This is a genomic window from Polycladospora coralii, from assembly GCF_014773435.2.
Taxonomy (GTDB): Bacteria; Bacillota; Bacilli; order Thermoactinomycetales; family Thermoactinomycetaceae; genus Polycladospora; species Polycladospora coralii.
This window is the reverse complement of record NZ_JACXAG020000001.1, coordinates 506,765-529,308: the sequence shown is the minus strand read 5'-3', so window position 1 is coordinate 529,308 and position 22,544 is coordinate 506,765. Positions and strand designations below refer to the sequence as shown.

23 protein-coding genes and 1 riboswitch are annotated in these 22,544 nt (G+C 40.9%); of the genes, 18 read left to right on the top strand and 5 right to left on the bottom strand.

The genetic code is table 11. The annotated features are described in order from the left end of the window. Window positions 1-45: 45 nt before the first annotated feature. The 8 genes from IC619_RS02710 to IC619_RS02675 all read left to right on the top strand — a co-directional run bounded on the left by IC619_RS02710 (window position 46) and on the right by IC619_RS02675 (window position 7,645). Window positions 46-693 carry a succinate dehydrogenase cytochrome b558 subunit gene (locus IC619_RS02710; RefSeq protein WP_191138598.1) on the top strand — a complete coding sequence of 216 codons (648 nt, stop codon included), beginning with the start codon at window positions 46-48 and terminating at the stop codon, window positions 691-693. Between the two features lie 16 nt (window positions 694-709). After that, window positions 710-2,470 carry a succinate dehydrogenase flavoprotein subunit gene (gene sdhA, locus IC619_RS02705; RefSeq protein ID WP_191138597.1) on the top strand — a complete coding sequence of 587 codons (1,761 nt, stop codon included), beginning with the start codon at window positions 710-712 and terminating at the stop codon, window positions 2,468-2,470. Then, window positions 2,467-3,219, top strand: coding sequence for a succinate dehydrogenase iron-sulfur subunit (gene sdhB, locus IC619_RS02700; RefSeq protein WP_191138596.1), 753 nt, complete (start codon window positions 2,467-2,469; stop codon window positions 3,217-3,219). The genes sdhA and sdhB overlap by 4 nt, the downstream gene beginning before the upstream one ends. A gap of 341 nt (window positions 3,220-3,560) precedes the next feature. Continuing rightward, complete coding sequence (locus IC619_RS02695) at window positions 3,561-3,926, top strand: hypothetical protein (RefSeq protein ID WP_191138595.1); 366 nt, start codon at window positions 3,561-3,563, stop codon at window positions 3,924-3,926. 133 nt (window positions 3,927-4,059) lie between these two features. After that, a complete protein-coding gene (locus IC619_RS02690) occupies window positions 4,060-4,869 on the top strand; it encodes an electron transfer flavoprotein subunit beta/FixA family protein (protein ID WP_191138594.1) in 810 nt (269 codons plus the stop codon). A gap of 23 nt (window positions 4,870-4,892) precedes the next feature. Then, on the top strand, window positions 4,893-5,948 hold the full coding sequence (locus tag IC619_RS02685) for an electron transfer flavoprotein subunit alpha/FixB family protein (RefSeq protein WP_191138593.1): 1,056 nt from the start codon (window positions 4,893-4,895) through the stop codon (window positions 5,946-5,948). A 105-nt stretch (window positions 5,949-6,053) separates the two neighbouring features. Further along, window positions 6,054-7,364, top strand: a complete 1,311-nt coding sequence (locus IC619_RS02680) for an FAD-dependent oxidoreductase (RefSeq protein WP_191138592.1) — start codon at window positions 6,054-6,056, stop codon at window positions 7,362-7,364. Further along, a complete protein-coding gene (locus IC619_RS02675; RefSeq protein ID WP_191138591.1) occupies window positions 7,361-7,645 on the top strand; it encodes a ferredoxin family protein in 285 nt (94 codons plus the stop codon). Before IC619_RS02680 ends, IC619_RS02675 begins: the two co-directional genes overlap by 4 nt. A 153-nt stretch (window positions 7,646-7,798) precedes the next feature. On the opposite strand, the gene IC619_RS02670 is transcribed toward IC619_RS02675, so the two are convergent. Together IC619_RS02670 and IC619_RS02665 are read right to left on the bottom strand one after the other, a co-directional pair. Further along, the gene (locus IC619_RS02670) at window positions 7,799-8,191 is read right to left on the bottom strand and encodes a hypothetical protein (RefSeq protein WP_191138590.1); all 393 of its coding nucleotides are present in this window, start codon (window positions 8,189-8,191) and stop codon (window positions 7,799-7,801) included. A gap of 501 nt (window positions 8,192-8,692) precedes the next feature. Beyond that, entirely contained in the window at window positions 8,693-9,382 is a 690-nt protein-coding gene (locus IC619_RS02665; RefSeq protein WP_191138589.1) for a methyltransferase domain-containing protein, read from the bottom strand. 86 nt (window positions 9,383-9,468) lie between these two features. Here IC619_RS02665 and IC619_RS02660 point away from each other — a divergent pair, with 86 nt between their 5' ends. The 8 genes from IC619_RS02660 to IC619_RS02625 all read left to right on the top strand — a co-directional run bounded on the left by IC619_RS02660 (window position 9,469) and on the right by IC619_RS02625 (window position 17,341). Further along, on the top strand, window positions 9,469-9,624 hold the full coding sequence (locus IC619_RS02660) for a hypothetical protein (RefSeq protein ID WP_191138588.1): 156 nt from the start codon (window positions 9,469-9,471) through the stop codon (window positions 9,622-9,624). A 128-nt stretch (window positions 9,625-9,752) separates the two neighbouring features. Beyond that, window positions 9,753-9,852: riboswitch (purine riboswitch) on the top strand. A 233-nt stretch (window positions 9,853-10,085) separates the two neighbouring features. Then, the gene (gene pyrF / locus IC619_RS02655; protein ID WP_191138587.1) at window positions 10,086-10,988 is read left to right on the top strand and encodes an orotidine-5'-phosphate decarboxylase; all 903 of its coding nucleotides are present in this window, start codon (window positions 10,086-10,088) and stop codon (window positions 10,986-10,988) included. Between the two features lie 231 nt (window positions 10,989-11,219). Continuing rightward, window positions 11,220-11,372: a hypothetical protein gene (locus tag IC619_RS02650; protein WP_191138586.1), complete on the top strand. Its 153-nt coding sequence runs from the start codon at window positions 11,220-11,222 to the stop codon at window positions 11,370-11,372. Then, window positions 11,357-12,259, top strand: a complete 903-nt coding sequence (locus tag IC619_RS02645; protein ID WP_191138585.1) for a cytochrome D1 domain-containing protein — start codon at window positions 11,357-11,359, stop codon at window positions 12,257-12,259. The genes IC619_RS02650 and IC619_RS02645 overlap by 16 nt, the downstream gene beginning before the upstream one ends. A gap of 143 nt (window positions 12,260-12,402) precedes the next feature. Continuing rightward, window positions 12,403-13,440, top strand: a complete 1,038-nt coding sequence (locus IC619_RS02640) for a beta-propeller fold lactonase family protein (protein WP_191138584.1) — start codon at window positions 12,403-12,405, stop codon at window positions 13,438-13,440. Window positions 13,441-13,716: 276 nt separating this feature from the next. Then, a complete protein-coding gene (locus IC619_RS02635; RefSeq protein ID WP_191138711.1) occupies window positions 13,717-14,748 on the top strand; it encodes a cytochrome D1 domain-containing protein in 1,032 nt (343 codons plus the stop codon). Window positions 14,749-15,047: 299 nt separating this feature from the next. Next, complete coding sequence (locus tag IC619_RS02630; RefSeq protein ID WP_191138583.1) at window positions 15,048-16,082, top strand: cytochrome D1 domain-containing protein; 1,035 nt, start codon at window positions 15,048-15,050, stop codon at window positions 16,080-16,082. Window positions 16,083-16,306: 224 nt separating this feature from the next. Then, on the top strand, window positions 16,307-17,341 hold the full coding sequence (locus IC619_RS02625) for a cytochrome D1 domain-containing protein (RefSeq protein ID WP_191138582.1): 1,035 nt from the start codon (window positions 16,307-16,309) through the stop codon (window positions 17,339-17,341). A 456-nt stretch (window positions 17,342-17,797) separates the two neighbouring features. Here the strand turns inward: IC619_RS02625 and IC619_RS02620 are convergent, their stop codons facing one another. Both IC619_RS02620 and IC619_RS02615 read right to left on the bottom strand, forming a co-directional pair. Next, window positions 17,798-18,598, bottom strand: coding sequence for an AAC(3) family N-acetyltransferase (locus IC619_RS02620; RefSeq protein WP_191138581.1), 801 nt, complete (start codon window positions 18,596-18,598; stop codon window positions 17,798-17,800). A 70-nt stretch (window positions 18,599-18,668) separates the two neighbouring features. Further along, window positions 18,669-19,079, bottom strand: a complete 411-nt coding sequence (locus IC619_RS02615) for a GNAT family N-acetyltransferase (RefSeq protein ID WP_191138580.1) — start codon at window positions 19,077-19,079, stop codon at window positions 18,669-18,671. Window positions 19,080-19,187: 108 nt separating this feature from the next. Between IC619_RS02615 and IC619_RS02610 the strand changes: the two genes are divergently transcribed. Continuing rightward, window positions 19,188-20,549 carry an aminotransferase-like domain-containing protein gene (locus IC619_RS02610; RefSeq protein ID WP_191138579.1) on the top strand — a complete coding sequence of 454 codons (1,362 nt, stop codon included), beginning with the start codon at window positions 19,188-19,190 and terminating at the stop codon, window positions 20,547-20,549. A 1-nt stretch (window position 20,550) separates the two neighbouring features. Next, a complete protein-coding gene (locus tag IC619_RS02605; RefSeq protein ID WP_191138578.1) occupies window positions 20,551-21,531 on the top strand; it encodes an aromatic ring-hydroxylating oxygenase subunit alpha in 981 nt (326 codons plus the stop codon). Between the two features lie 23 nt (window positions 21,532-21,554). On the opposite strand, the gene IC619_RS02600 is transcribed toward IC619_RS02605, so the two are convergent. After that, window positions 21,555-22,466 (bottom strand): DUF1002 domain-containing protein, encoded by a 912-nt coding sequence (locus IC619_RS02600; protein WP_224749600.1) that lies wholly within the window; start codon window positions 22,464-22,466, stop codon window positions 21,555-21,557. Between the last annotated feature and the right edge of the window lie 78 nt (window positions 22,467-22,544).

Genomic DNA, 22,544 nt, shown 5'->3' with positions numbered 1-22,544 from the left:
TGAGCAGAATTGTTCTGCAATTTAGTCTGAGATTGGAGGCATAAGATGGGCACCAAGCGCAGTTTTTTTAACCGTCGGTTACATTCACTGTTGGGTGTGATACCGGTCGGCTTTTTTTTAGTCGAACATTTATTTGTAAATTACAAGGCAACTGAAGGAGCACAAGCTTTTACGGAACAAGTGGAATGGCTGTGGGGAATGCCGTTTTTAACGGCTTTAGAAATTTTTGGTATCTTTTTACCTTTAATGTACCATGGGATTTATGGATTGTATATTGCTTTCCAAGCAAAGAATAATGTAAACAACTTCGGTACATTTCGAAACTATATGTTTATGTTACAACGCGTGACAGGTGTGATTACACTTGTTTTTGTAATGTGGCATTTGTGGGAGACACGCATTTATAAAGAAATCCATAATCTGAGTGCAGCTGATCTGACTGAACATATGGCAGGCATTTTAAGTAATCCAATTGTGGTTGTCATCTATATTATTGCAATTATTGCGGCTGTTTTTCATTTCAGCAACGGCATGTGGTCTTTCCTCGTCAGTTGGGGAATTACGATTGGTCCACGTGCACAGCGTGTTTCTACCTATGTATGGGCAGTCGTTTTTGTCATGGTTTCCTATCTAGGTGTAAGCGCAGTAATCGCTTTTGCCGATCCAAGTTTTGCAACTCAGTTGGCACAGTAGAAGGGAGCACTTGCCAATGAATGAAAAAATAATTATTGTTGGTGGCGGTTTAGCTGGTTTAGCAGCAGCATTAAAATCAGCTGAAACTGGTGCAAATGTAGAGCTATTTTCAATTGTCCCCGTTAAGCGCTCTCACTCTGTATGCGCACAAGGTGGGATTAACGGTGCAGTAAATACCAAAGGTGAAGGTGATTCACCATGGGAACACTTTGATGACACGATTTATGGGGGAGACTTTCTCGCCAATCAACCTCCTGTGAAAGCAATGTGTGAAGCAGCACCAGGTATTATTAACTTGATGGATCGAATGGGCGTACCCTTTAACCGTACACCAGAAGGTTTAATTGATTTCCGCCGCTTTGGGGGAACGAAACACCACCGGACGGCGTTTGCAGGTGCAACGACCGGACAACAATTGTTATATGCATTAGATGAGCAAGTACGTCGTTATGAAGTAGAAGGAAAAGTAACGAAGTATGAGCACTGGGAGTTTGTTAGCATAGCCAAAGATGATGAAGGTCGTTGTCGCGGTATTGTCGCACAAGACTTACGCAGTGGTGAAATCAAAGGTTTTACAGCTGATGCAGTGATCTTGGCAACTGGTGGTCCTGGTATCATGTTTGGGAAATCTACCAACTCGATGATTAATACCGGAACAGCAGCTTCGGCGGTATATCAACAAGGTGCTTACTATGCAAACGGTGAATTTATCCAAGTTCATCCGACTGCTATCCCAGGAGATGACAAGTTACGTTTAATGTCCGAATCAGCTCGCGGTGAAGGTGGACGTGTTTGGACTTATAAAGATGGTAAACCTTGGTATTTCTTGGAAGAAATGTATCCTGCATATGGCAATCTAGTGCCTCGTGACATCGCGACACGTGCGATATTCAAAGTTTGTGTTGATATGAAGCTTGGGATTAATGGTGAAAATATGGTCTACTTAGATCTATCTCACAAAGACCCCAAAGAACTCGACATTAAACTAGGTGGTATTATTGAGATTTACGAGAAATTCATGGGTGAAGATCCTCGTAAAGTTCCAATGAAAATCTTCCCAGCTGTACATTACTCTATGGGCGGATTATGGGTGGACTTTAATCAGATGACGAATATACCAGGTTTGTTTGCGGCTGGAGAATGTGAGTACCAATACCACGGAGCTAACCGTCTAGGAGCTAATTCATTGCTCTCCTGCATTTATGGTGGACTGATTACGGGGCCAAAAGCCATTGAATATATAAGAGGTTTAGATAAGAGTACGGATGATCTACCAACCGAATTTATGAATCAACAAGTAAACTTGGAACAAGAAAAATACGATAACCTCATGCAAATGGACGGTACTGAAAACGCATATGTGATTCATAAAGAATTAGGTGAATGGATGACTGACAATGTGACAGTTGTTCGCTACAACGATCGTCTTGAAAAAACAGACCAAAAGATTCAAGAGCTGATGGAGCGTTACCAAAATATTAGTATGATCGACACCAGTAAATGGAGTAACCAAGCGGGTCCATTCACGCGTCATCTCTGGAATATGCTTCAACTAGCTCGTGTGGTTACCATAGGCGCATTAAAGCGTGATGAAAGTCGTGGTGCGCATTATAAACCAGACTTCCCTGATCGTGATGATGAGAACTTCCTTAAAACCACTAAAGCAAAATATACACCTGAAGGCCCAGCGTTTGAATACGAAGATGTAGATGTATCCCTCATTAAACCACGTCTACGTAACTATGCGGTTTCCAAAGAGGGGAGTGACAAAAAATGAGTGAACAAACCACTGTACATCTCATTGTGACCCGACAAGATGGTCCTGATACTGCCCCGTATAAAGAAGAGTTTCATATCCCATATCGTAAAAATATGAACATCATCTCTGCTTTCATGGAGATTCAGCGGAACCCAGTAAACAGTAATGGAGATAAAGTGGCTCCGATTCAATGGGAGTCAAACTGTTTGGAGGAAGTGTGCGGAGCTTGTTCTATGGTGATCAACGGTAAGCCGCGACAAGCATGTACAGCCTTAATTGATAAGTTGACGCAACCGATTCGAGTAGAACCGATGCAAACCTTCCCAGTGATGCGTGACCTAGTGATTGATCGCGGTCGCATGTTTGATGCGTTAAAACGAGTGAAAGCTTGGATTCCAATTGATGGGTCATACGATTTAGGGCCTGCACCTCGCCAAGCGGAGATTGATCGGCAATGGCGCTATGAGTTATCCAAATGTATGACATGTGGCGTATGCTTGCAAGCATGCCCTAATGTGAATAGTGATTCCAACTTCATTGGTCCGTTTGCTGTAGGACAAGTGCAACTCTTTAATTCCCATCCAACCGGTAAAATGAATAAAGATGAGCGTATGGATGCCTTGCTAGATGATGGTGGCTTACAAGAATGTGGAAACTCGCAAAACTGTGTACAAGCGTGTCCGAAAGGAATCCCGCTTACGACAGCGATTGCAGCAACCAATCGTGAAGCAACCAAACATATGTTTAAGAAGTGGCTAACCTTTTAGTGAAATCACCCAAAATAGAGCTGTTGCGTGTCCACGCAACAGCTCTATTTTCATCATTTAACTCGTGCAAACCGATTTTGCATCCGCTTTCCATTTTTAACCAGGTGAAGTAGAGTCTCCTCCACATTCTGAAAAGTGTTCACTAAAAAAAATTTTGCGTTTTTTCTGTAAATCAACTATTAATCAATAGACTAAAATAGTGTACAATAAGTAATATACTGTCCTCTTTCATGCAAACTATGTAAGATATCTAAAGTCAGAATGATCATGCCTTTCATAATCGCGAGTCTAATTAATAGAATATTAAAGTGAGCAGATCATTCAATATAGGGGGGAAGTGTATGCAGGAGATGCCTTATTTGGGGGATTTTTACGATAAATCAAAAATTCCAGTCGGTCACGCTGATAAAGTAAAGCTAATGCGACTCAACCAAAGTGATGGCATTGTGTATAACCATGTAAGCCATTGGTTAATTGCACTGATCTGGTTAGAAGCTGGGTGGAAGGTAGTGGTTTATCCAGTGTGTAGGAGTAAGCCGTTCTGGTGTCGTTCTGCTTATTTCGAGTCAGAGGAGACTTACAAACTAGATATTGCCCTCAAAGTGTCTCGCGTACTCGAAACGCATTCCCTTAACGATTGTCTAACTTCTAGACGGCTTTATCATGAATTACGTCAGGTGACAGGTGAAGAAGCTCATCTTGCTTAATGCTTCATATGGACTATATCAATGAAGAGAAATACACGATGTTTCATATGAAAAAAACATGCAAATCAACACAACTAATTGAATTTCTTATAATTTAAAATATTAACTTTATACATTTATTGGAGGGGCAGTTATGCTACATCTTGTCGTATGTATTAAGCAGGTGCCGGATAGTCGCGAAATTCGTATTGATCCCAACACCAATACCTTAATTCGTAAAGGGATACCAAGTATTGTTAACTTTTATGACTTACACGGACTGGAAGCTGCATTACAAATAAAAGATGAACTAGGTGCGCGTATTACCGTAGTTACGATGGGGCCTCCTCCAGCAGAAAAATCACTCAAAGAATGTATTTCCCTCGGGGCAGATGAAGCGGTCTTGGTTACGGATCGTAAGTTTGCAGGCGCAGACACTTTGGCAACATCCTATGTATTAGCAAAAACAATACAAAAAGTGGAAGAAAAGTGGGGGCCTGCAGATATGGTTTTTTGTGGTAAACAAACACTTGACGGAGATACAGGACAAGTAGGACCAGGCGTGGCATGTCGGCTCGATTTAGAACAGTTAACCTATGTAGGCGATGTGGTTAAAGTAAATCCAGAACGAAAAACGGTACGTGTACATCGCCATTTAGAAGATGGAATTGAAGTGGTTGAAACTTCGTTTCCAGTACTACTTACAGCACTCAAAGAGTTAAATAAAGTAAGGCGCGCTTCTCTCCCGGGCATGATTCGCGCAGCCAGGTACAAACCGATTGTATGGACAACTGCTGATTTTCCTGATCTGGAGATCAGTAAGATTGGACTGAAAGGTTCACCCACAATTGTAGCTAAAACATGGGTGCCAGAAATTCGCAAGATAGAGGGTGAGAAGATAGAAGGTGAAACACCAGCCGAAGTGGCCAATCAATTGGTTGCAAAACTATATGAAATTAGCTAAAAGCAGAACAGGGGCTGAAATAGATGTCAAACCAACTGCCGGATTGGTCAAATTATCGTGGTGTAATGGTATTTGTCGAGCAACGGGAAAGTGTGGCTAAACCTGTATCATGGCAATTACTAGGAGCAGGAAAAAAGTTAGCAGATAAGCTTGAAGTGCCGCTCATGGCATTAGTAATCGGAGAGCATGTGGAAAATTTGGCTGATGAAGCGATAGGGTATGGTGCGGATCAAGTGTATTTATGTGAAGGTCCTGAATTAAAAGATTATCGTACCCGTCCTTATAGCAGAATCACCTTAAAGCTGATTGAAAATGTGAAACCGGAAATCTGTCTATTTGGAGCCTCTGCTACAGGACGAGATCTAGCAGGTGCGATTGCCACACATTTACCGACAGGACTGACAGCAGATACCACTGAACTTGATGTTGAGTCACATCCTTCTCGGTTATTGCTGGCGAGTAGACCAGCTTTCTCTGAAAAAATGATGGCTACGATTTTGTGTAAACAATATCGCCCTCAGATGGCTACGGCGCGAGCAGGCGTATTTCAAGCGCTCCCTCGAGATGCATCCCGAACAGGCAAGATTATTCGGATCGAAAATCCGATGAAGGGTGAAAAAATTGCCACTCAAGTGATGGGTTTTATTGAAAAGCAAAGCGGTATCAACCTAGAAGAAGCTGACATTATTGTTGCCGGTGGTCGGGGACTTGGAGGCCCTGAACCGTTTCAAATGCTACAAGAACTTGCTGATGTTTTAGGCGGGGAAGTCGGTGCTAGTCGTGCTTGCGTGGATTCGGGTTGGATTAAGCATGCACATCAAGTGGGTCAGACTGGCTTTACTGTTAGACCTAAGTTGTACTTTGCAATCGGGATTTCTGGAGCGGTTCAGCATACAGTCGGTATGTCGAATTCAGATTATATCGTTGCGATTAATAAAGACCCCGAAGCACCCATCTTTCAGATTGCACATTATCAGATCGTGGGGGATCTCTTTCAAATTGTACCCGCGCTTATTGATGCCTTTAAACAACGAAAAGATCAACAATCAGATCCAACTGTCACATTACGTTCCTTGTAATCGCTTGTGACGTAGTGTTGATTAACCAAGATGAGGACGGTCAAATTGAATAATTATGCATATTGACACGCCTAAATTAGGATAAACTCGTGAGGAGCGATAGAAATGAACGAAAAATTTGATGCCGTTGTTGTCGGAGCAGGACCAGGGGGAACAGCAGCAGCACTTACTATGGCACGCGCGGGATTAAAGGTGGTTTTATTGGAAAGAGGGGAGTTTCCCGGTGCCAAAAACATCTTCGGTGGCGTATTATATCGAAAGCAAATTGAAGAATTGGTGCCAGAATTTTGGAAAGAGCGTCAGTTTCCAATGGAACGAAATATTGTAGAGCAACGTATATGGGTAATGGGCAAAGAATCTGCTGTCACCTTTGGCCATCGAAATGAAGCATATAAAGAACCTTACAATTGTTTTACAGGCTTACGGGTAAAATTTGACCAATGGTTTGCGAATAAAGCAGTCGAAGCAGGGGCGATTCCAGTTTATGAAACCGTAGCTGTGGACTTACTGCGTGAAGGGGATAAAGTAGTTGGTGTCAAAACAGATCGAGATGATGGAGATCTATATGCGAATGTCGTTGTCATTGCGGATGGTGTAAACTCTCTGCTAGGGAAATCGTTAGGCATTCATAAAGAATGGAATCCAGATGAAGTGTCACTGGCGGTTAAAGAAGTGATCGCTTTACCCAAAGAAAAAATTGAGGACCGCTTTAATGTAGAAGGAAACGAAGGCGTTACGATTGAGTTTATGGGGGAAACCTCACTGGGTATGGCGGGGATGGGTTTTTTATACACCAATAAAGAAACCTTATCACTTGGTGTAGGGGTTATGGTGGATCAACTCCGAGAAAAACGTCTAAAACCACATGAGGTACTCGATTCAGTAAAAAAACACCCTTTTATTCGCAAATTGATTCAAGGTGGAGAATCGATAGAATACTCAGGTCATTTGATTCCAGAAGGAGGTTACTATTCCATTCCACCGTTATCAGGAGATGGCTGGTGTGTTGTTGGGGATGCAGCTCAATTAGTCAATTTTGTACATCGTGAAGGTACCAATTTAGCGATGGCTTCTGGCAAGATGGCAGGTGAAACCATTATAGAAGCGTTTGCTCAGCAAGATCATTCGGCATTAGCTTTGAACAAATATGATGAAAAAGTAAAGCAATCGTTTATTATGAAAGATTTGAAAAAGTACAAAGGGATGCATAAATTATTAAAAGATGAAGATCCAGAGCTGTTATTTAGTAAGTTACCCTCAGCACTAAACGATGCCGCTTACAATATGTTCTTAGTAAACGGGATACCGAAGGCTGAAAAGCAAAAGCAAGCCTTCCATAAAATTAAAACAGCGGCTGGCGGCACAATGAATTTGCTTAAATTGGGATATAAAGGATGGAGGTCGATGAACGGATGAGTCAAGATATTACCGATAAATTGTTTACCATTCGTTTCAAGTGTGATGAGAATTCGCACTTAATCATTAAAGAACACAATGAATGTTTAAGTTGTACCCACAAGGATTGTAACTATTTTTGTCCGGCTGAAGTGTATGATTGGGATTTGAAACAAAAGATGACGACTGTTGCCTATGAAAACTGTATTGAGTGTGGTACCTGTCGCATTGCATGCCCAGCAGATAATATTAAGTGGGTATATCCCAAAGGTGGATATGGCATGACCTATAAAATGGGTTGATAAAAAATCTGGGGCTGTCCCTTAAGTAGATTTACTACTTTGGGGACAGCCCCACACAACTTAAAATCTACGCGAATCGTTACAGGAACCGGCTGTGCCATTTATAAATTGGGATTAAGATACGAAGGTTATGCAAGAGGTCTATGGTAAAGTTCACGGGGAGTAAGTATAGGATTGGTTTTGATTGTGGACAGTTTCTACAGATATGAGTTGAGCTCCGATAGAAGGGGAGGAGAAAAGGTAATAAAAATCCCTATATAATGCTTGTGCAGTATAGATTAAGTTCGGTGAGTAGTTCACTCTATAAATAGGAAAAATATTTAATGCAGGTGGGATTGAGACGCCCTGTTGAACCAAAAATTTGCCTTGCCATGCATTTAAGTAGGAGACAGCCGTTTGATTTAATACAGCTACTGGCGTTTCAGGCATCAGACTTTCATTCACTGAAACTTTAAACTTAACCGAAGCTAGTGGAACAAGCGTTTTTAACTCGGTTATATATCTAAAAGTATAGTTGAGAAATGTCGTAAATACATAATATCCCACTAAATCCCTCCTTTTTAACGGATCGCTTTCAAGTGTAAGCGATAACGAAATCGACAAACCCCAATACGATGTGGCAACGCTACGGAAGTGCTTCAGTTTATTAAAAAAATGCGATGAGATGACGTTCTTTATAAATGCACCAGGATGTTGACTGGTACATCTATAACCAATACTATTCACCCAGAAAGGTTCTGGTGCGAAATGGAGAAGAAATCAAAAATAGCTATGATCACCTTATAATCATTCTACCGTAAGCGGAGTAAGAACTGGAAAAGAATATCAGTAAAGTAGAGAGCTGGTCCTATGACGAACAGAAGGATGAGTTGATTTGTGCTGACAATAAACGGTTAACATTTCAATGTGAAACAACAGAAAAAACAGAGACGGGCTATGGAATCTAGTGATTGTGAAGGCTGTCCCATAAGTGACAGCCCCGGATTTTTTATTTAATATAGCTGAGAATACTCCTACCTCTTAGCGTTAGCGTAGGTGGTGAGTAGTTCACTTAAATTGCTTCCACCACATGCCAGCCCATTCGGGAACTTGCACCCATTCTTCAGAGGAGATACGTTTTACAATCTCATCTTCAAAGAAAAAATTTGTAAGTGTCAGTGCTTCTTCATGATCAGAGAAAGTGTAGTCAGTCCGTATGAGTGAATGATTAAAGTGATAGCTTTGATCCAACGCCTCAAAGTAGGAAGTTAAATAAGCCGGTGGGCGAGGCTGAAGTGAACCTGTACCCATATTTTCAAAAATAAGCAGATAACCATTTGGACGTAATACACGTTTAATTTCAGCGATCATCTGAGATAAGTTTTCTTTCCATTCAGATTGATTGGAACTGGCTAGATAGCAAAGACTCCATCCGGCTACAACCAGATCGACTTGGTTGTCCTCTACTGGAATCGTGCGATGGTCAGCCACTTGTGTCTCCCAGTTAGAGAGACCGAGTTGGTCTAATCGGGTGGCTATAAGCGATAACATCTCTGGTGATTGGTCAAGGGCTAACACGGACTTAGCTGTTTGTGCGAGTGGAATCGTTAAGCGACCCGTACCTGCACCGATGTCGATAATATCTAGCCCCTCGACAGCTACAATCTTTTCAATATGTGGAAGAAGATTGGGTTGTTTCGAAATCATACGGTCGTATTGCAAGACTTCATTTTTGTAAACATGTTTGTGATTTGGCACACGGAATTCCCCTTTTCTCGATATACTGTTACATATTGAGGATAAGGGTTAACGTAACGAGAAGGTCAAGCGTGAAGGAGGAGAAAATGGAGAAAGAAATTAAACGAAAAATTCGGTACTTAGAAAGAGAGTTAGAAGCACTCAAAAATCCCCGTCCATTTATCCGAGATCAACTGGCACGTCATGCCAGTAAACATATCGAAAAAGAGATCAGCCACTTGCGCCGTGTATTGCGGGATTGAAAAATAAGTATTTCATGAAGCAAAAGTGGTTAAACGCACAAATTTACCACATCATGTCACGCTAGCAAATAAATATTTGTATCATGTAATATTATTGTTAACAAAAAGACTACATGATACAATGATAAAAAATAAAGCATTAAACCCCTCATATAATATCAAGGATTGGCTTGAAAGTTTCTACCGAGTGACCGTAATCATTCGACTATGAGAGGAAATTCCGTTGTTTATTTCGTAGCTATTCATCACATTATAATCCCTTCATCTATAAAAAAACATCGTATGACAGTCTTGCGCTGTTATTTTGGTATGTCTATTTCGTTGCTTTTTGATGATGGATTTTAATGTGAAATCACGAATTTATAAAAAGCGAGATTTTCTCTTTTAGAGGAAGTCTCGCTTTTTATTGTTTACTCAACATATAGCTCTGAGAATATCTATTCAATAAGGTGTGGGTTTGTATGAACAATTTTGCTGATTTACTGATCAAAGAAGTTTTAAAGAAAGAGAGTTCAGTGGTAGTTGGATTAGATCCAAATCCAGATTACTTTCCATTATGCTTGTTAGATAAAGGGCAGAGCGATATTAAAACCATAACAGATTCTATCCTAGCGTTTAATAAAATGATTATTGATGTTATACATCCACATGTGCTAGCAGTAAAGCCGCAGCTTGCTTACTATGAAGTTTATGGTAGTTATGGGATTTATGCACTTGAGCAAACAATTTGCTATGCGAAGTCAAAAGGATTGCTAGTGATTAATGATGCTAAGAGAGGCGATATTGGACCAACGGCAATTGCCTATGCAAAAGCATTTTTAGGGGACTCCCCCTTAAGTGGTGATGCTGTTACGGTAAATCCTTATCTGGGTAGGGATGGAATTACCCCCTTTTTGCAGGAGAGAATAGATCGAACTAAGGGTATTTTTGTTCTATTAAAAACTTCAAATCCATCCGCATCTGATTTACAAGATCTACAGCTGAAATCGGGAGAAAAAATGTATCAGAGGCTAGCTGAGACATTAGATCATTTGGCAAAAGACACGATGGGTCATTATGGCTATTCAAACCTTGGCGTTGTTGTTGGAGCAACCTATCCTCAAGATGCGTCCTATATCCGTAGCTTTTTAAAACATTCTTTATTCTTGGTTCCTGGATACGGTGCTCAAGGAGGAAAAGCAGAGGATTTGTCTTGTTATTTTGATGAAAATGGAATGGGTGCACTTATTTCCTCTACACGAGCAATTATTTATTCTTATATGCAACATCATGAAGACTGGATAAATATCGATAAAAATAAGATTCAAGATAGTATAGAAATCGCAACATTACAAGCAAAGGAAGAAATTAATGCGATTCGATAGGTGTTATTAGCCGTTTTAGTAGGTGTAGATAAGTATAACAAAAAACGAGTAATGTTTGATTACTTGTGTGTGAATTCCATTTAATTAGCTCACTTGCTTTATCGGTAAGCGTAAAATAACCCACTCCAAATCAATAGGTGTGGGTTATTTTACGCTTATGTTCGAATCGTAATAGGACACGACATACTTGAATAAATTAACAATCATAGATTCTTTGCTAGGGGGGGACAGATGTCGCTTGTATATGTAATCAATGCTGATTTTGCCAATCCAAACGGTACAGTATCCGTGATTGATAACAAGACCAACAATATAATAGCAAATATTCAGATGATAGGAAATCCTTTATTTATCGCAATGGCTCCTCAATGTCAATATGCTTAACAGCAAATGGAAATATAGCTGTTATCGATACTAAGACGCATCCCATTATTTCAACCATACAAGTTGGCTTAGTAGACGATACTGGAATTACTTCAGCAACCAACATTATTGTTTCAAATGATGGTCAGTTTGTTTATGTATTAAATTCAGATAATAATGACATGTCTGTTATAGATGCAAAAACAAATGCAATCATAGCGACGGTGCAAGTTGGATTTGTTCCAATTTCTCTTGCGATTTCACGCAATGATCGATATGTCTACGTTTCTAATGGAGGAGCCAATACCGTCTCTGTCTACGATGCGAAAACCAATCAGGTGACGGCTACCCTTTCTGTTGGAAATGCTCCAAGTGCCCCAAGTGCTCTTGCGGTTACGCTTGATGGTCAGTATGTCTATGTGGTTCTATTTACAGAAGCTGTGGTAGCCGTCATTTGTGTGAAAACTTATCAGGTAGTAGCGACTGTTCCAGTTGGAATGGGGCCCTCTAATCTTGCATTTTCATCATACGGCCAATATGTCTATGTTTCCAATACAATAGAGAGTACTATAACAGTCATTGATACGAAAATGCATCGGGCAGTGTCTACCGTACAGGTGGGAGATTTTCCGTTTTCTTTTGTTATTACACCGGATGGTCAATCTATTTACATAGCTAACGTGAACGGTAATTCCGTATCAACGATTGATACAAGGAGGAACCAGTTGATTGCAACGATACCGGTTGGAACGGCTCCAGCTGCGGTCTCGGTCACGGCGAATGGTCGGTATGTTTACGTGGCTAATGCGAATAGTGATACGGTATCGGTTATAGACACGAAGAAAAATCAAGTAGTATCCACGATCGAAACTGGAACCTTTCCTTTCGGTTTAGCTATTCTTCCATGATTGGATATCCTATACATATATGGATACATGACGACACTGCAGGATCCATCTATAGTGTTTTCTTCTGTTTAGCAAACATTCATAGGACAATGTTTCAACTACATAAATTTGTAAAAATGCTTTTGAGGAAAGGGAGAAGAATGATGTCCTTTGTATATGTTGCAAATTTTGGAGGTTCTAATATATCGGTCATTGATACAAAAGTGAATCGGCTTATTGCAAACATCCAAGTTGTCGGGTTCCCCATCGCTACGATACGATCACCCAATGGACAATATTGTTATGTATTATGCACGGGGTCTCCAGGAAATGTGACCGTTATTGACACAAAGGATCACAAGGTCATGGCTACGATCCAAGTTGGTGTAGTACTTTCTCCAGGTCAAGCCACTACTCCCCTTGGCATTACCCAAGATGGACAAAGGATTTATGTAGTTGATAGTAGTACCAGTGGCAATGTAACGGTAATTGACACCAAAGATTATCGCGTGATTGCAACGGTTCAACCGGGTATACTCCCGAATGCTATCGCCATCACACCAGACGATCAATTTGCCTATGTGGTGAATACAACTACTACTAATCCTTCTGTAACCGTGATTGCAACGAAGACGAATCAATTGATTTCGACGATAGGAATTGGAGATTCCGCATTCTTCCTTAAAATCACACCGGATGGACGATATGTCTATATCTGTAATTTTGGTAGTGCTAACGTCTCGGTGATTGAGACCAAGGCGAATCAAGTGATTGCCACGGTTGCGGTGGGAGCAGCACCAGTGGCCCTTGACATCACAGCAGACGGCCAATTTGTTTATGTGGCAAGTAGAAATGATGCTACGATATCCGTGATTGACACGCGTACCTATCAAGTCATTTCAACAGTAGGAGTGGATGATGGCCCAGCCTTTCTTCAAGTTACGGCGGACGGTCGCTATCTTTATGTGGTCAATAATGGAGGAGACACGGTATCTGTAATGGAGACGCGCACCCATCAAGTGATTTCAACCGTAAGAGTGGGTTCTTTTCCAATCACACTTGGAATTACAAAAGATGACCGTTATGTTTATGTTGCAAATCAAAATGATGCTACGGTATCTGTGATTGAGACCAAGGCGAATCAGGTGATTTCCACAGTAAGCGTGGATACGTTTCCAGGAGCACTAGCCATTGTACCTTAGATCAGTTGACCGGTTTATGCAAGGATTCCTAGTGATTGCAATGATACCGGCTGGATTTACTCACTTTGCGCTCGTTAGGAAGTATACGGTGCCAATGCGGACGGTAAAAAAGTTATATTCCTCATAAACAGTGAATAAGAAAACGTATTTTTCTTGGTTTCAATCACGGATACATCACGACCCTGCAGGTTTTTCTTCTGTGTAGCAATTATACATAGGGCAACCTTTCATCTACATAAATGGGTAAAAACGCCTATATTGAAAGGAAGATAATGGATGTCGTTTGTATATGTTGGGAATCTTGTAGGGGAAACCGTATCGGTCATTGATACCAAGGTGAATCAGCTTATTGCAAATATAGGAGTTCAAGGAGCGCCAATAGCTCTGATCGTATCACCCAATGGAGAGTATTGCTATGTATTAATTCAAGGCGTGCCAGGGAATGTAACGGTTATCGACACCAAAGATCACAGGGTGATCGCTACTGTCCAGGTTGGGATAGTCATTTTTACGAGTTTTCCATTTACACAAATGATGATTACCCATGATGGACAATGGATTTATGTACTCAATAATTTGAGTAGTAATGTAACCGTAATCGATACGAAAGATTATCGTGTCATTGCAAATCTGCAAACGAACTTTTTCTCCAGTTCGATCGCCATCACACCAGATGATCAATTTGCTTATGTGGCCAATATAATTTCTGATCACTCTGTAAATGTGCTTGCAATGAAGGCGAATCAAATCATTTCGACGATAGGGATTGGAGAGGGAGCAGTCGCCATTAAGATTACACCCGATGGACGGTATGCCTATATTTGTAATAGAAGTAGCAATCATATTTCCGTGGTGGATATTAAGGCGAATCAAGTGATTGCCACGGTTGTGGTGGGAGATGGCCCCTTGTCCCTTGAGATCACAGCAGACGGGCAGTATGTTTATTTGACAAATATAGAGGGTGCTACGGTATCGGTGATTGAAACGAATACCCATCAAGTCATTTCCACTGTAGAAGTAGGTTTAAATCCATTCAACCTCGCGATCACAGCAGACGACTGTTATGTTTATGTTGTAAATGGGGATGGAAATACGGTGTCCGTGATTGAAACGCGTACAAACCGAGTCATCTCAACAATAGGAGTAGGCTTAACGCCATTCACTCTAGCAATCACAGCAGATGACCGCTATGTTTATGTTGTCAATATAAACCAAAGCACGGTATCTGTGATTGAGACGAAGACAAACCAAGTCATCTCCACAGTAAGCGTGGATATGTTTCCAGGAGCACTAGCCATTACACCTTAGATTGATTGACCGGTTGAAACTTTCGTTCACTTTGCTGAACTGGTAAGTAGGAGACTTGGTGACTGAAACGATACCGATTGAGTTTGTTTCCTTTGCGCTCGTTAGGCTGTATACGTAGCCAATGCCGGACGGTAAAAAAGTCATATTCGCATCGCATACGTCTTGATTTCAATCACGGATACATGATGACACAGCAGTTTTCATCTGAAGAGTTTTCTTCTGTGTAGCAATCCATACATAGGACAATCTTTCATCTACATAAACTTATAAAAACGCTTTTTGTGAAAGGGAGTGAATCCATGTCATTTGTATATGTTGCAAATTTTAATAGTGCTAACGTATCGGTCATTGATACCAAGGTGAATCGACTTATTGCAAACATTCAGGTTCAAGGATCACCAATTGCTACTATCCTATCACCCAACGGACAATATTGTTATGTATTAAGCCAAGGATCTCCTGGAAATGTGACGGTTATTGACACAAAGGATCACAAGGTGATGGCTACGATACAGGTTGGAGTAGTAACCTCTTCATCTTTACCAAATAATCCCATGGCAATCACGCATGATGGTCAATGGATTTATGTGGCTAATAGTGCCAGTTCTAATGTAACCGTAATTGACACCAAAGATTATCGTGTGATTGCAAACGTACAATTGATTACGATCCCAAACTCTATCGCCATCACAGCAGACGATCAATTTGCTTATGTGGTAAATGCTGATTCAGGTTCTGTAACCGTGATTGAAACGAAGACGAATCAAGTGATTTCGTCGACAGGAATTGATTTGGGAGCATTCGACATTCTCATCACACCAGATGGACGTTATATCTATGCATGTAGTAATGTTGACGCTAATGTCTTCGTCCTTGATAGGAAAGGAAATCAAGTGATTGCGATTATTTCAGTGGGGATGGTAGCAGGGGATTTGTCTCTTGATATCACAGCAGATGGACAATATGTTTATGTGACAAATACAATTGATGCTACGGTATCTGTGATTGAGGTGCGCACCAACCAGGTCATTTCAACAGTAGGAGTGGGCCTATTTCCACTCATCCCTAAGGTCATGGCAGATGGTCGTTATGTTTATGTTGTAAATCAAGGTGAAAACACGGTATCCGTGATTGATACGAAGACCAATCGGGTCGTTTCAACAGTAGGAGTGGGTTTAATGCCATTCACTCTAAGGATTACAGCAGATGACCGTTATGTCTATGTTGTAAATGGGGGTGAGAACACGGTATCCGTGATTGAGGCGAAGACCAATCGGGTCATCTCAACAGTAAGAGTGGGTTCACTGCCACAAGCACTAGCCATTACACCTTAGGTCGATTGGTCTAACTTGCAAGCGTGTACTTGCTGATTGCAACGATATCGATTGGGTTTGTTTCCTTTGCGCTCACGGTGACAGCGAATCGTTAGAATATATACGTAACGTTATATTCGCATCGCATTCGTCTTGGTTTCGATTATGGATACATGACGACACTGCAGTGTGCACATACATAGCATAAACTTGTAAAAACGCTTTTACCGAAAGGAAGTGAATCGATGTCATTTGTATATGTTGCAAATTTTGGAGGCATGAGCGTATCGGTCATTGATACCAAGGTGAATCGGCTCGTTGCAAACATTCAGGTTCAAGGGTTACCCGTAGCTACTATTGTATCACCTAACGGCCAATATTGTTATGTATTAAGCCAAGGGGTTCCTGGAAATGTGACGGTTATTGATACAAAGGATCACAAGGTGATAGCTACGATCCAAGTTAGGTCAGTAAGTTCACCAGGGCAACCTACTAGCCTTATGGCGATTACCCATGATGGACAATGGCTTTATGTACTTGATAATAGTATCAGTGGTAATGTAACCGTCATTGACACCAAAGATTATCGGGTGATGGCAACCGTTCAATTGAATGCTTTCCCAAGCGCTATCGTCATCACACCAGACGATCAATTTGCTTATGTGCCAAATGCATCTGGTACTGATCGCATTGTAACCGTGATTGAGACGAAGACGAATCAAGTCATTTCGCAGATAAGGAATGGGGGGCCAGCATCCTTCCTTAAAATCACACCCGATGGACGGTATGCTTATGTCAGTAATGAGACTAACAATAATGTCTCCGTGATTGATATCAAGGTGAACCAGGTGATTGCCACGGTTGCGGTGGGAGTTAATGCATTGCCGCTTGAGATCACAGCAGACGGACAATTTGTATATGTTGTAAATAGAGATGATGCTACCATATCCGTGATTGATACCAGTACTCATCAAGTCATTTCAACAGTAGAATTGGGAGATTCTCCATTTTCCCTTAAGGCTACAGCAGATGGTCGCTATCTTTATGTGGTCAATAGGGGAGGAACAGTATCCGTGATCGAGACGCGTACCCATCAAGTGATTGCCACAGTAAGAGCGGGGAGTTTTTCCTTCACCTTAGGGATCACAGCAGATGACCGCTATGTTTATGTTGTAAATAGAGATAGTGCTATGGTATCTGTGATTGAGACGAAGACAAATCAAGTGATTTCAACAGTAGGAGTCGGTTTAGTGCCAACAGCACTGGCCATTACCCCTTAGATCGACTGACCGGTTGAGGCAAACCCAAAACGCACAAGGCGATCTTTGTACCATACAACAATCTGGTCCATTTCATCTTGAGCTAAATGTTCAAGCATTCATGTCGTAGTATTTCCATATCTGTTTCTCGAACCAGCACACCCTCTTTCAAAATGAGGGCATTATTTTATGGAATTTTTGAGTACTGATTGAAAGGTTTTTTTGTTCATAGATAGGCAAAGAAAGAGCTAATTCACAATGAAGACTGCTCGATTCCATCACATCACATCACATCTTCATACAAAGTATAATTTTGTATGGATACATACGAATCGCAATGATAAAGCCATCCTATTCATTTGGATGGCTTTATTACGATTACAGATTGCGTTTTTTACTAATCCAAAATGCTGAGTAAAATACCATGGGAATAACCGGCGATGAGTAAAATCAAACCAGATAGGGCGAATACCTGCATCACCTCCCCTGTAAGGATTGCAGAGCAAAGTCGACAGCTTGTCGTTGTGAAAATAAATAGGATGGGGCTTGACCGACTTGAGTTTGTTTAACCGAATATTTTTGGACATACTGTTTACCTAATTCAGCAAATGTTTCTTCAGCGGTTTCAATATCTTGATACGTTTTCCACACCCGTTTTCCGTGCGCTATAATGGGGGCACTCTCTTCTATGACAGGTGGCTTTGCTTGACGGTACTCGGCTAAGTGAAAGGATGTATTACTGTCAAAGTCAACACCTAGTAGGAGTACATATGCGTCTAAGTCATATAAACGTGCGAGTGGAGAGTTTTCTCCCATTGAAAAAGCAAGCGAATGATTAGCTGTGATGAGATGTGCATGTTTCCCCCATGCTGCAAATGAGTTTTTTGGATGTGAACTACGGATGGTGTCGGTATGAGAGCGAAAGCAGTCTACAATTTTTCCCATGAGAAAAGTGGGTGTTAAATGGGGATCATATGCAGGCATTTGCTCACGAATCGTTTGCCACCAGGCTTCTGGTACGGGGGGATTTCCCCAATCTTTCGGATCAGATAAAATGGCAGAGTGGGTGGGCATCACTAATGTTCCAGCTGGAGTTAAGACTTTCATCAAAGCTTCTACAACTGTTTGAGCCCCTCCACAAACCCAACCGATTGAGGAGAGAGAAGAGTGGACGATTATGGTCATTCCTTGTTGGATGCCGATATTTTTCAAATCATGTACAAGTGTATCAATGGTTTGAGGGAATTGTGCGGCTTGTATGTTTTCGGTTTCAGACATGATTTCACCTGCTATCTTATTTATTAAACGTTCATGAGTAGATTATAATAGAGTTTATCTAATTTATCACCTACATCGATTTACGAAACATCACTTCTTTATTTTCAAAACCAAATTGTGCATAAAGCTCGTGTGCATCACGTGTGCCGAGTAACATACGTATACCCGTTAACTGGGGATAAGATGTGATGATAGAGACGAACCACTTCCCTAAGCCTTGCCCGCGATGCCTATGATCAATGATCACATCACAAATCCAGGAAAAGGTTGCGTAATCCGATATGACCCGCGCAAAGCCGACTTGACCCGTTTCATGATAAATCCCAAAACATAATGAATTTTGGATGCTTTTCTCAATTTTAGCCCGTGAATAATCGGCGGCCCAATAACTGGTATGAAGTAACGCTTGTATGGTGTCTAACGCTAATAGTGCTTTCTGATCACTGATGTAATAAGGGAGTTGAGGATGTTGAGCCATCATGATTTATACCTCCATTTCTATTTTTCTAGTATAATAAAAGCAAAGAGAGGCCGTCTAGTTTATTTGGATCATCTGTATGGGTATAGATGGAGAGGAGGTAGGTAGAACATGAACCGTTATGATGTGATTACGAAGTATTATAAAAATTTAATTCGGACAAAAAAATTGAAGGCAGGCGATAAACTTCCTTCCATTCGGAATGTCTCTCTTTCATTTGCTTGTAGTAAAAATACAGCGATTCGAGCATTTATTGCTTTAGAGCGAGAACATCTCATTTATGCGGTGCCTAAAAGTGGATATTATGTTGTCGATCGACCTGACGTTTCTACCGCTGCATCTCAGGAGATAATTGATTTTGCATCCGTTACACCGCATCCCAGCGTTTTGCCTTATCAAGATTTTCAACATTGTTTAGATCGGGCGATTACGTTGTATCAGCAAGAGCTTTTTACCTATACGGAACCACAAGGTTTTTATTCATTGCGTTGTGAAATGGAGAAACAACTTGCAACTAAGCAAATTTTTACAAAACCTGATTATATTAATGTGGTAGCAGGCTCACAACAAGCGATTTATATCCTTGCCGCTATGCCATTTCCCAATGGAAAAATGAATATCTTGGTGGAACAGCCTACATATAGTGGTGTATTAAGAGCGATTCAGTTACTTGGTGCCACTGCAATCGGCATTCGCCGAACTGCGGCTGGTATTGATTTTGAGGAGCTAGAGCGTTACTTCCGAGGGAATCAGATTAAATTTTTTTATACAGTACCACGTTTTCATAATCCGTTAGGTACAAGTTATGCACAAGAAGAGAAAAAGAAGATTGCATTACTTGCTAAAAAATATGATGTTTATATTGTAGAAGATGATTATTTAGCCGATTTAGAACGGGATCCTAAAGCGGATTCTATTTTTAGTGCCGACCATGGGGAATACACGATCTACCTTAAAAGTTTCTCTAAAGTGATGCTACCAGGGTTGCGACTTGGCATAGCTGTTTTACCATCACGGTTACAATCTATCTTTAATCACTATAAAAAAGGAATTGATATTCAAACGACTGCCGTATCACAAGCCGCCTTGGAAGTTTATTTACAAAGTGATATGTATGAACAACATATCAAACAATTGCGTAAGCACTACCATGAAAAAATGAAAGTACTGCAAGCAACATGTGATCAGTATCTTCCCCCTAGTGTAGATCGATTTATTCCAGATACGGGGATTTTTGCCCACTTTACTTTGCCTGACGGAATAAATCTATCTTCTCTGCAAGCTCGTATGCGTCAAGACGGCATTCATTTTCCAACCTCAAATTCGTTCTATTTACCTCATTTTCCAAAAGAAAATTATATTCGACTTTGTGTCATGCAAGTGCAAGAATCAGAGATTAAACAGAGCATAGCGCATTTAGGGACTGTCATGTCAGATAACCGAATGATTCATTGGGTGAAAGGAGAACGATAAGATGCAGACAGCGTATCGACTTGCCAAAGAAAAAGACGAGCGTACCTTTCCATGCCAGTGGTATGCAGTGAAATGGTCGAAGAGTTTAAAAAAGAGGCCATTAAAAATAAGCGTTGTTGGACTCGATATTGTACTTTTTCGTGATCAAAAAGGGGTAGCCAAGGCCGTACACGCCTATTGTCCCCATCGTGGTGCGGACCTTGTATTGGGAACATGTTCAGATGGACATATTCGTTGTCCGTACCATGCATGGGAGTTTGATGGTGAGGGCACTTGCAAGCAGATTCCTGCTCACCCAAAACGTCCCATTCCTGATTTCGCACATACAAATGCTTATCCAGTGCAAGAAAAAGCTGGATTAATATGGGTTTATCCAGCGGTGGTGACTGACCCACCATCACTTGAATTGTTTCCTGAACTGGATGATCCTGACTTGGTCTTATCTCCCTATGATGCAGTTTGGTCCGCACACTTAACAAGGGCGGTAGAAAGTGTATTAGATGTAGCCCATTTACCTATCGTACATCAGAAAACGATCGGAAGACGTTTGGCCAAGGAAATTGAGATTAACTTTGAGTCCGAAGGGGATCAGATCGAGATTCATAACGGAGATGGCATTTTAGAATTTCGTTTTCCTCACTTGTGGATATTAAGGCCAAAAAAACAACGTAAAGCGAAATTTATAAATTTTGTCACTTTTACCCCGGTTGAAAAAGAGAAAACACTTATTTTTGGACATGCGGGCCGGAATTTCGCTAAATTCCCAGGTGTAAACTTCATTTTTTCATACTATAGCTCTAAAATCTTAAAAGAAGATCAAGCTGTGGTGGAGTCACAGCACCCACGTCCTATTCCAGAAGCACTAAGGCTAGAAGCACATGTACCAGCTGACGGTCCCCAAGTTCGCTTTAGACAGAGATGGTATGCATTTTTAACCAATAAGGAGCCACGCATCGTGATTTCAGACACAAAAAAGGCTTAAGCAACCAGCTTAAGCCTTTTTTGTTAATTAGATTCAGAGCGTGATGAGGATGAGGTGAAGAAGTCACCGATTGCAGAGAAGAGTTCTCCGAACCATTCGAGTATAGAGTCAATAATGCCCTGTGCTTCTGGACTCTTCAGTGCTTCACTTAAGTCCCCACGTAGTGATTCAAATTGGGAACTGAGTTGGTCCCAATCAATATTTAGATCATTGAAGTTTTGTGAGAAAGTAACTAGTTGATTAATCGTATCAGAATCTAGGTTGATATTAAATTCGTTCGAAACGTTGATGATAATATCGCGATATTCTTCAACTGATTTAGGTTCTTCTTTTGCCACTTCTTCTTTTACCCGGTTCATAAACTGGGCTGCTTTTAATGGATCGCCAATTTCTTCTGCCACTTCAGAAGTTCGCACAATTTCCTCGTTGGCTACTTGTTTTTGGCTCTCATCGATTTTTTTACCTGTAGCGGTTTCAAATGCTTTAATAATTCCAGTAAGTCCAGCTGTTCCAGATACTTTAAATGGTGCAGTGATATATAGATCGGCATCTTTTATACCTGCTGTAATCGCTGCATTTGCGTACATCTCTTCTGTAATAGTGGAGATATTTTTTGTTTTTACGGCGATTCCTTTTCCGTTATCTTGAATGGTGATTTTAGCCGAAGATATGGCTTTGGTTCCAATCGTTGCTTTGCTCATGTATTGACCGAGATATTGATGTTCTTCCTCATTGGTGACCTCAATAACTTTACTTTGGTCTGAGACGCTCATTTCTTGTAATATTTGGTTACGCTGGGCTTCTGTTAGATTGGCACCTAGTGTGACATAAGATTCACCTACAATTGCATCTGCTGAGACAGAAGAAGGGAATACCATACTAAAAGCTGTAATAGCGGTAATTGCGAACAAACCCAATTTTTTTAAATTACGCAATGAAAAATCCTCCTTTTTGATTCTATTCATATGTTTAAAGTGTCGGTTCAGTATACAATTAGAAGTATACTGAACCCT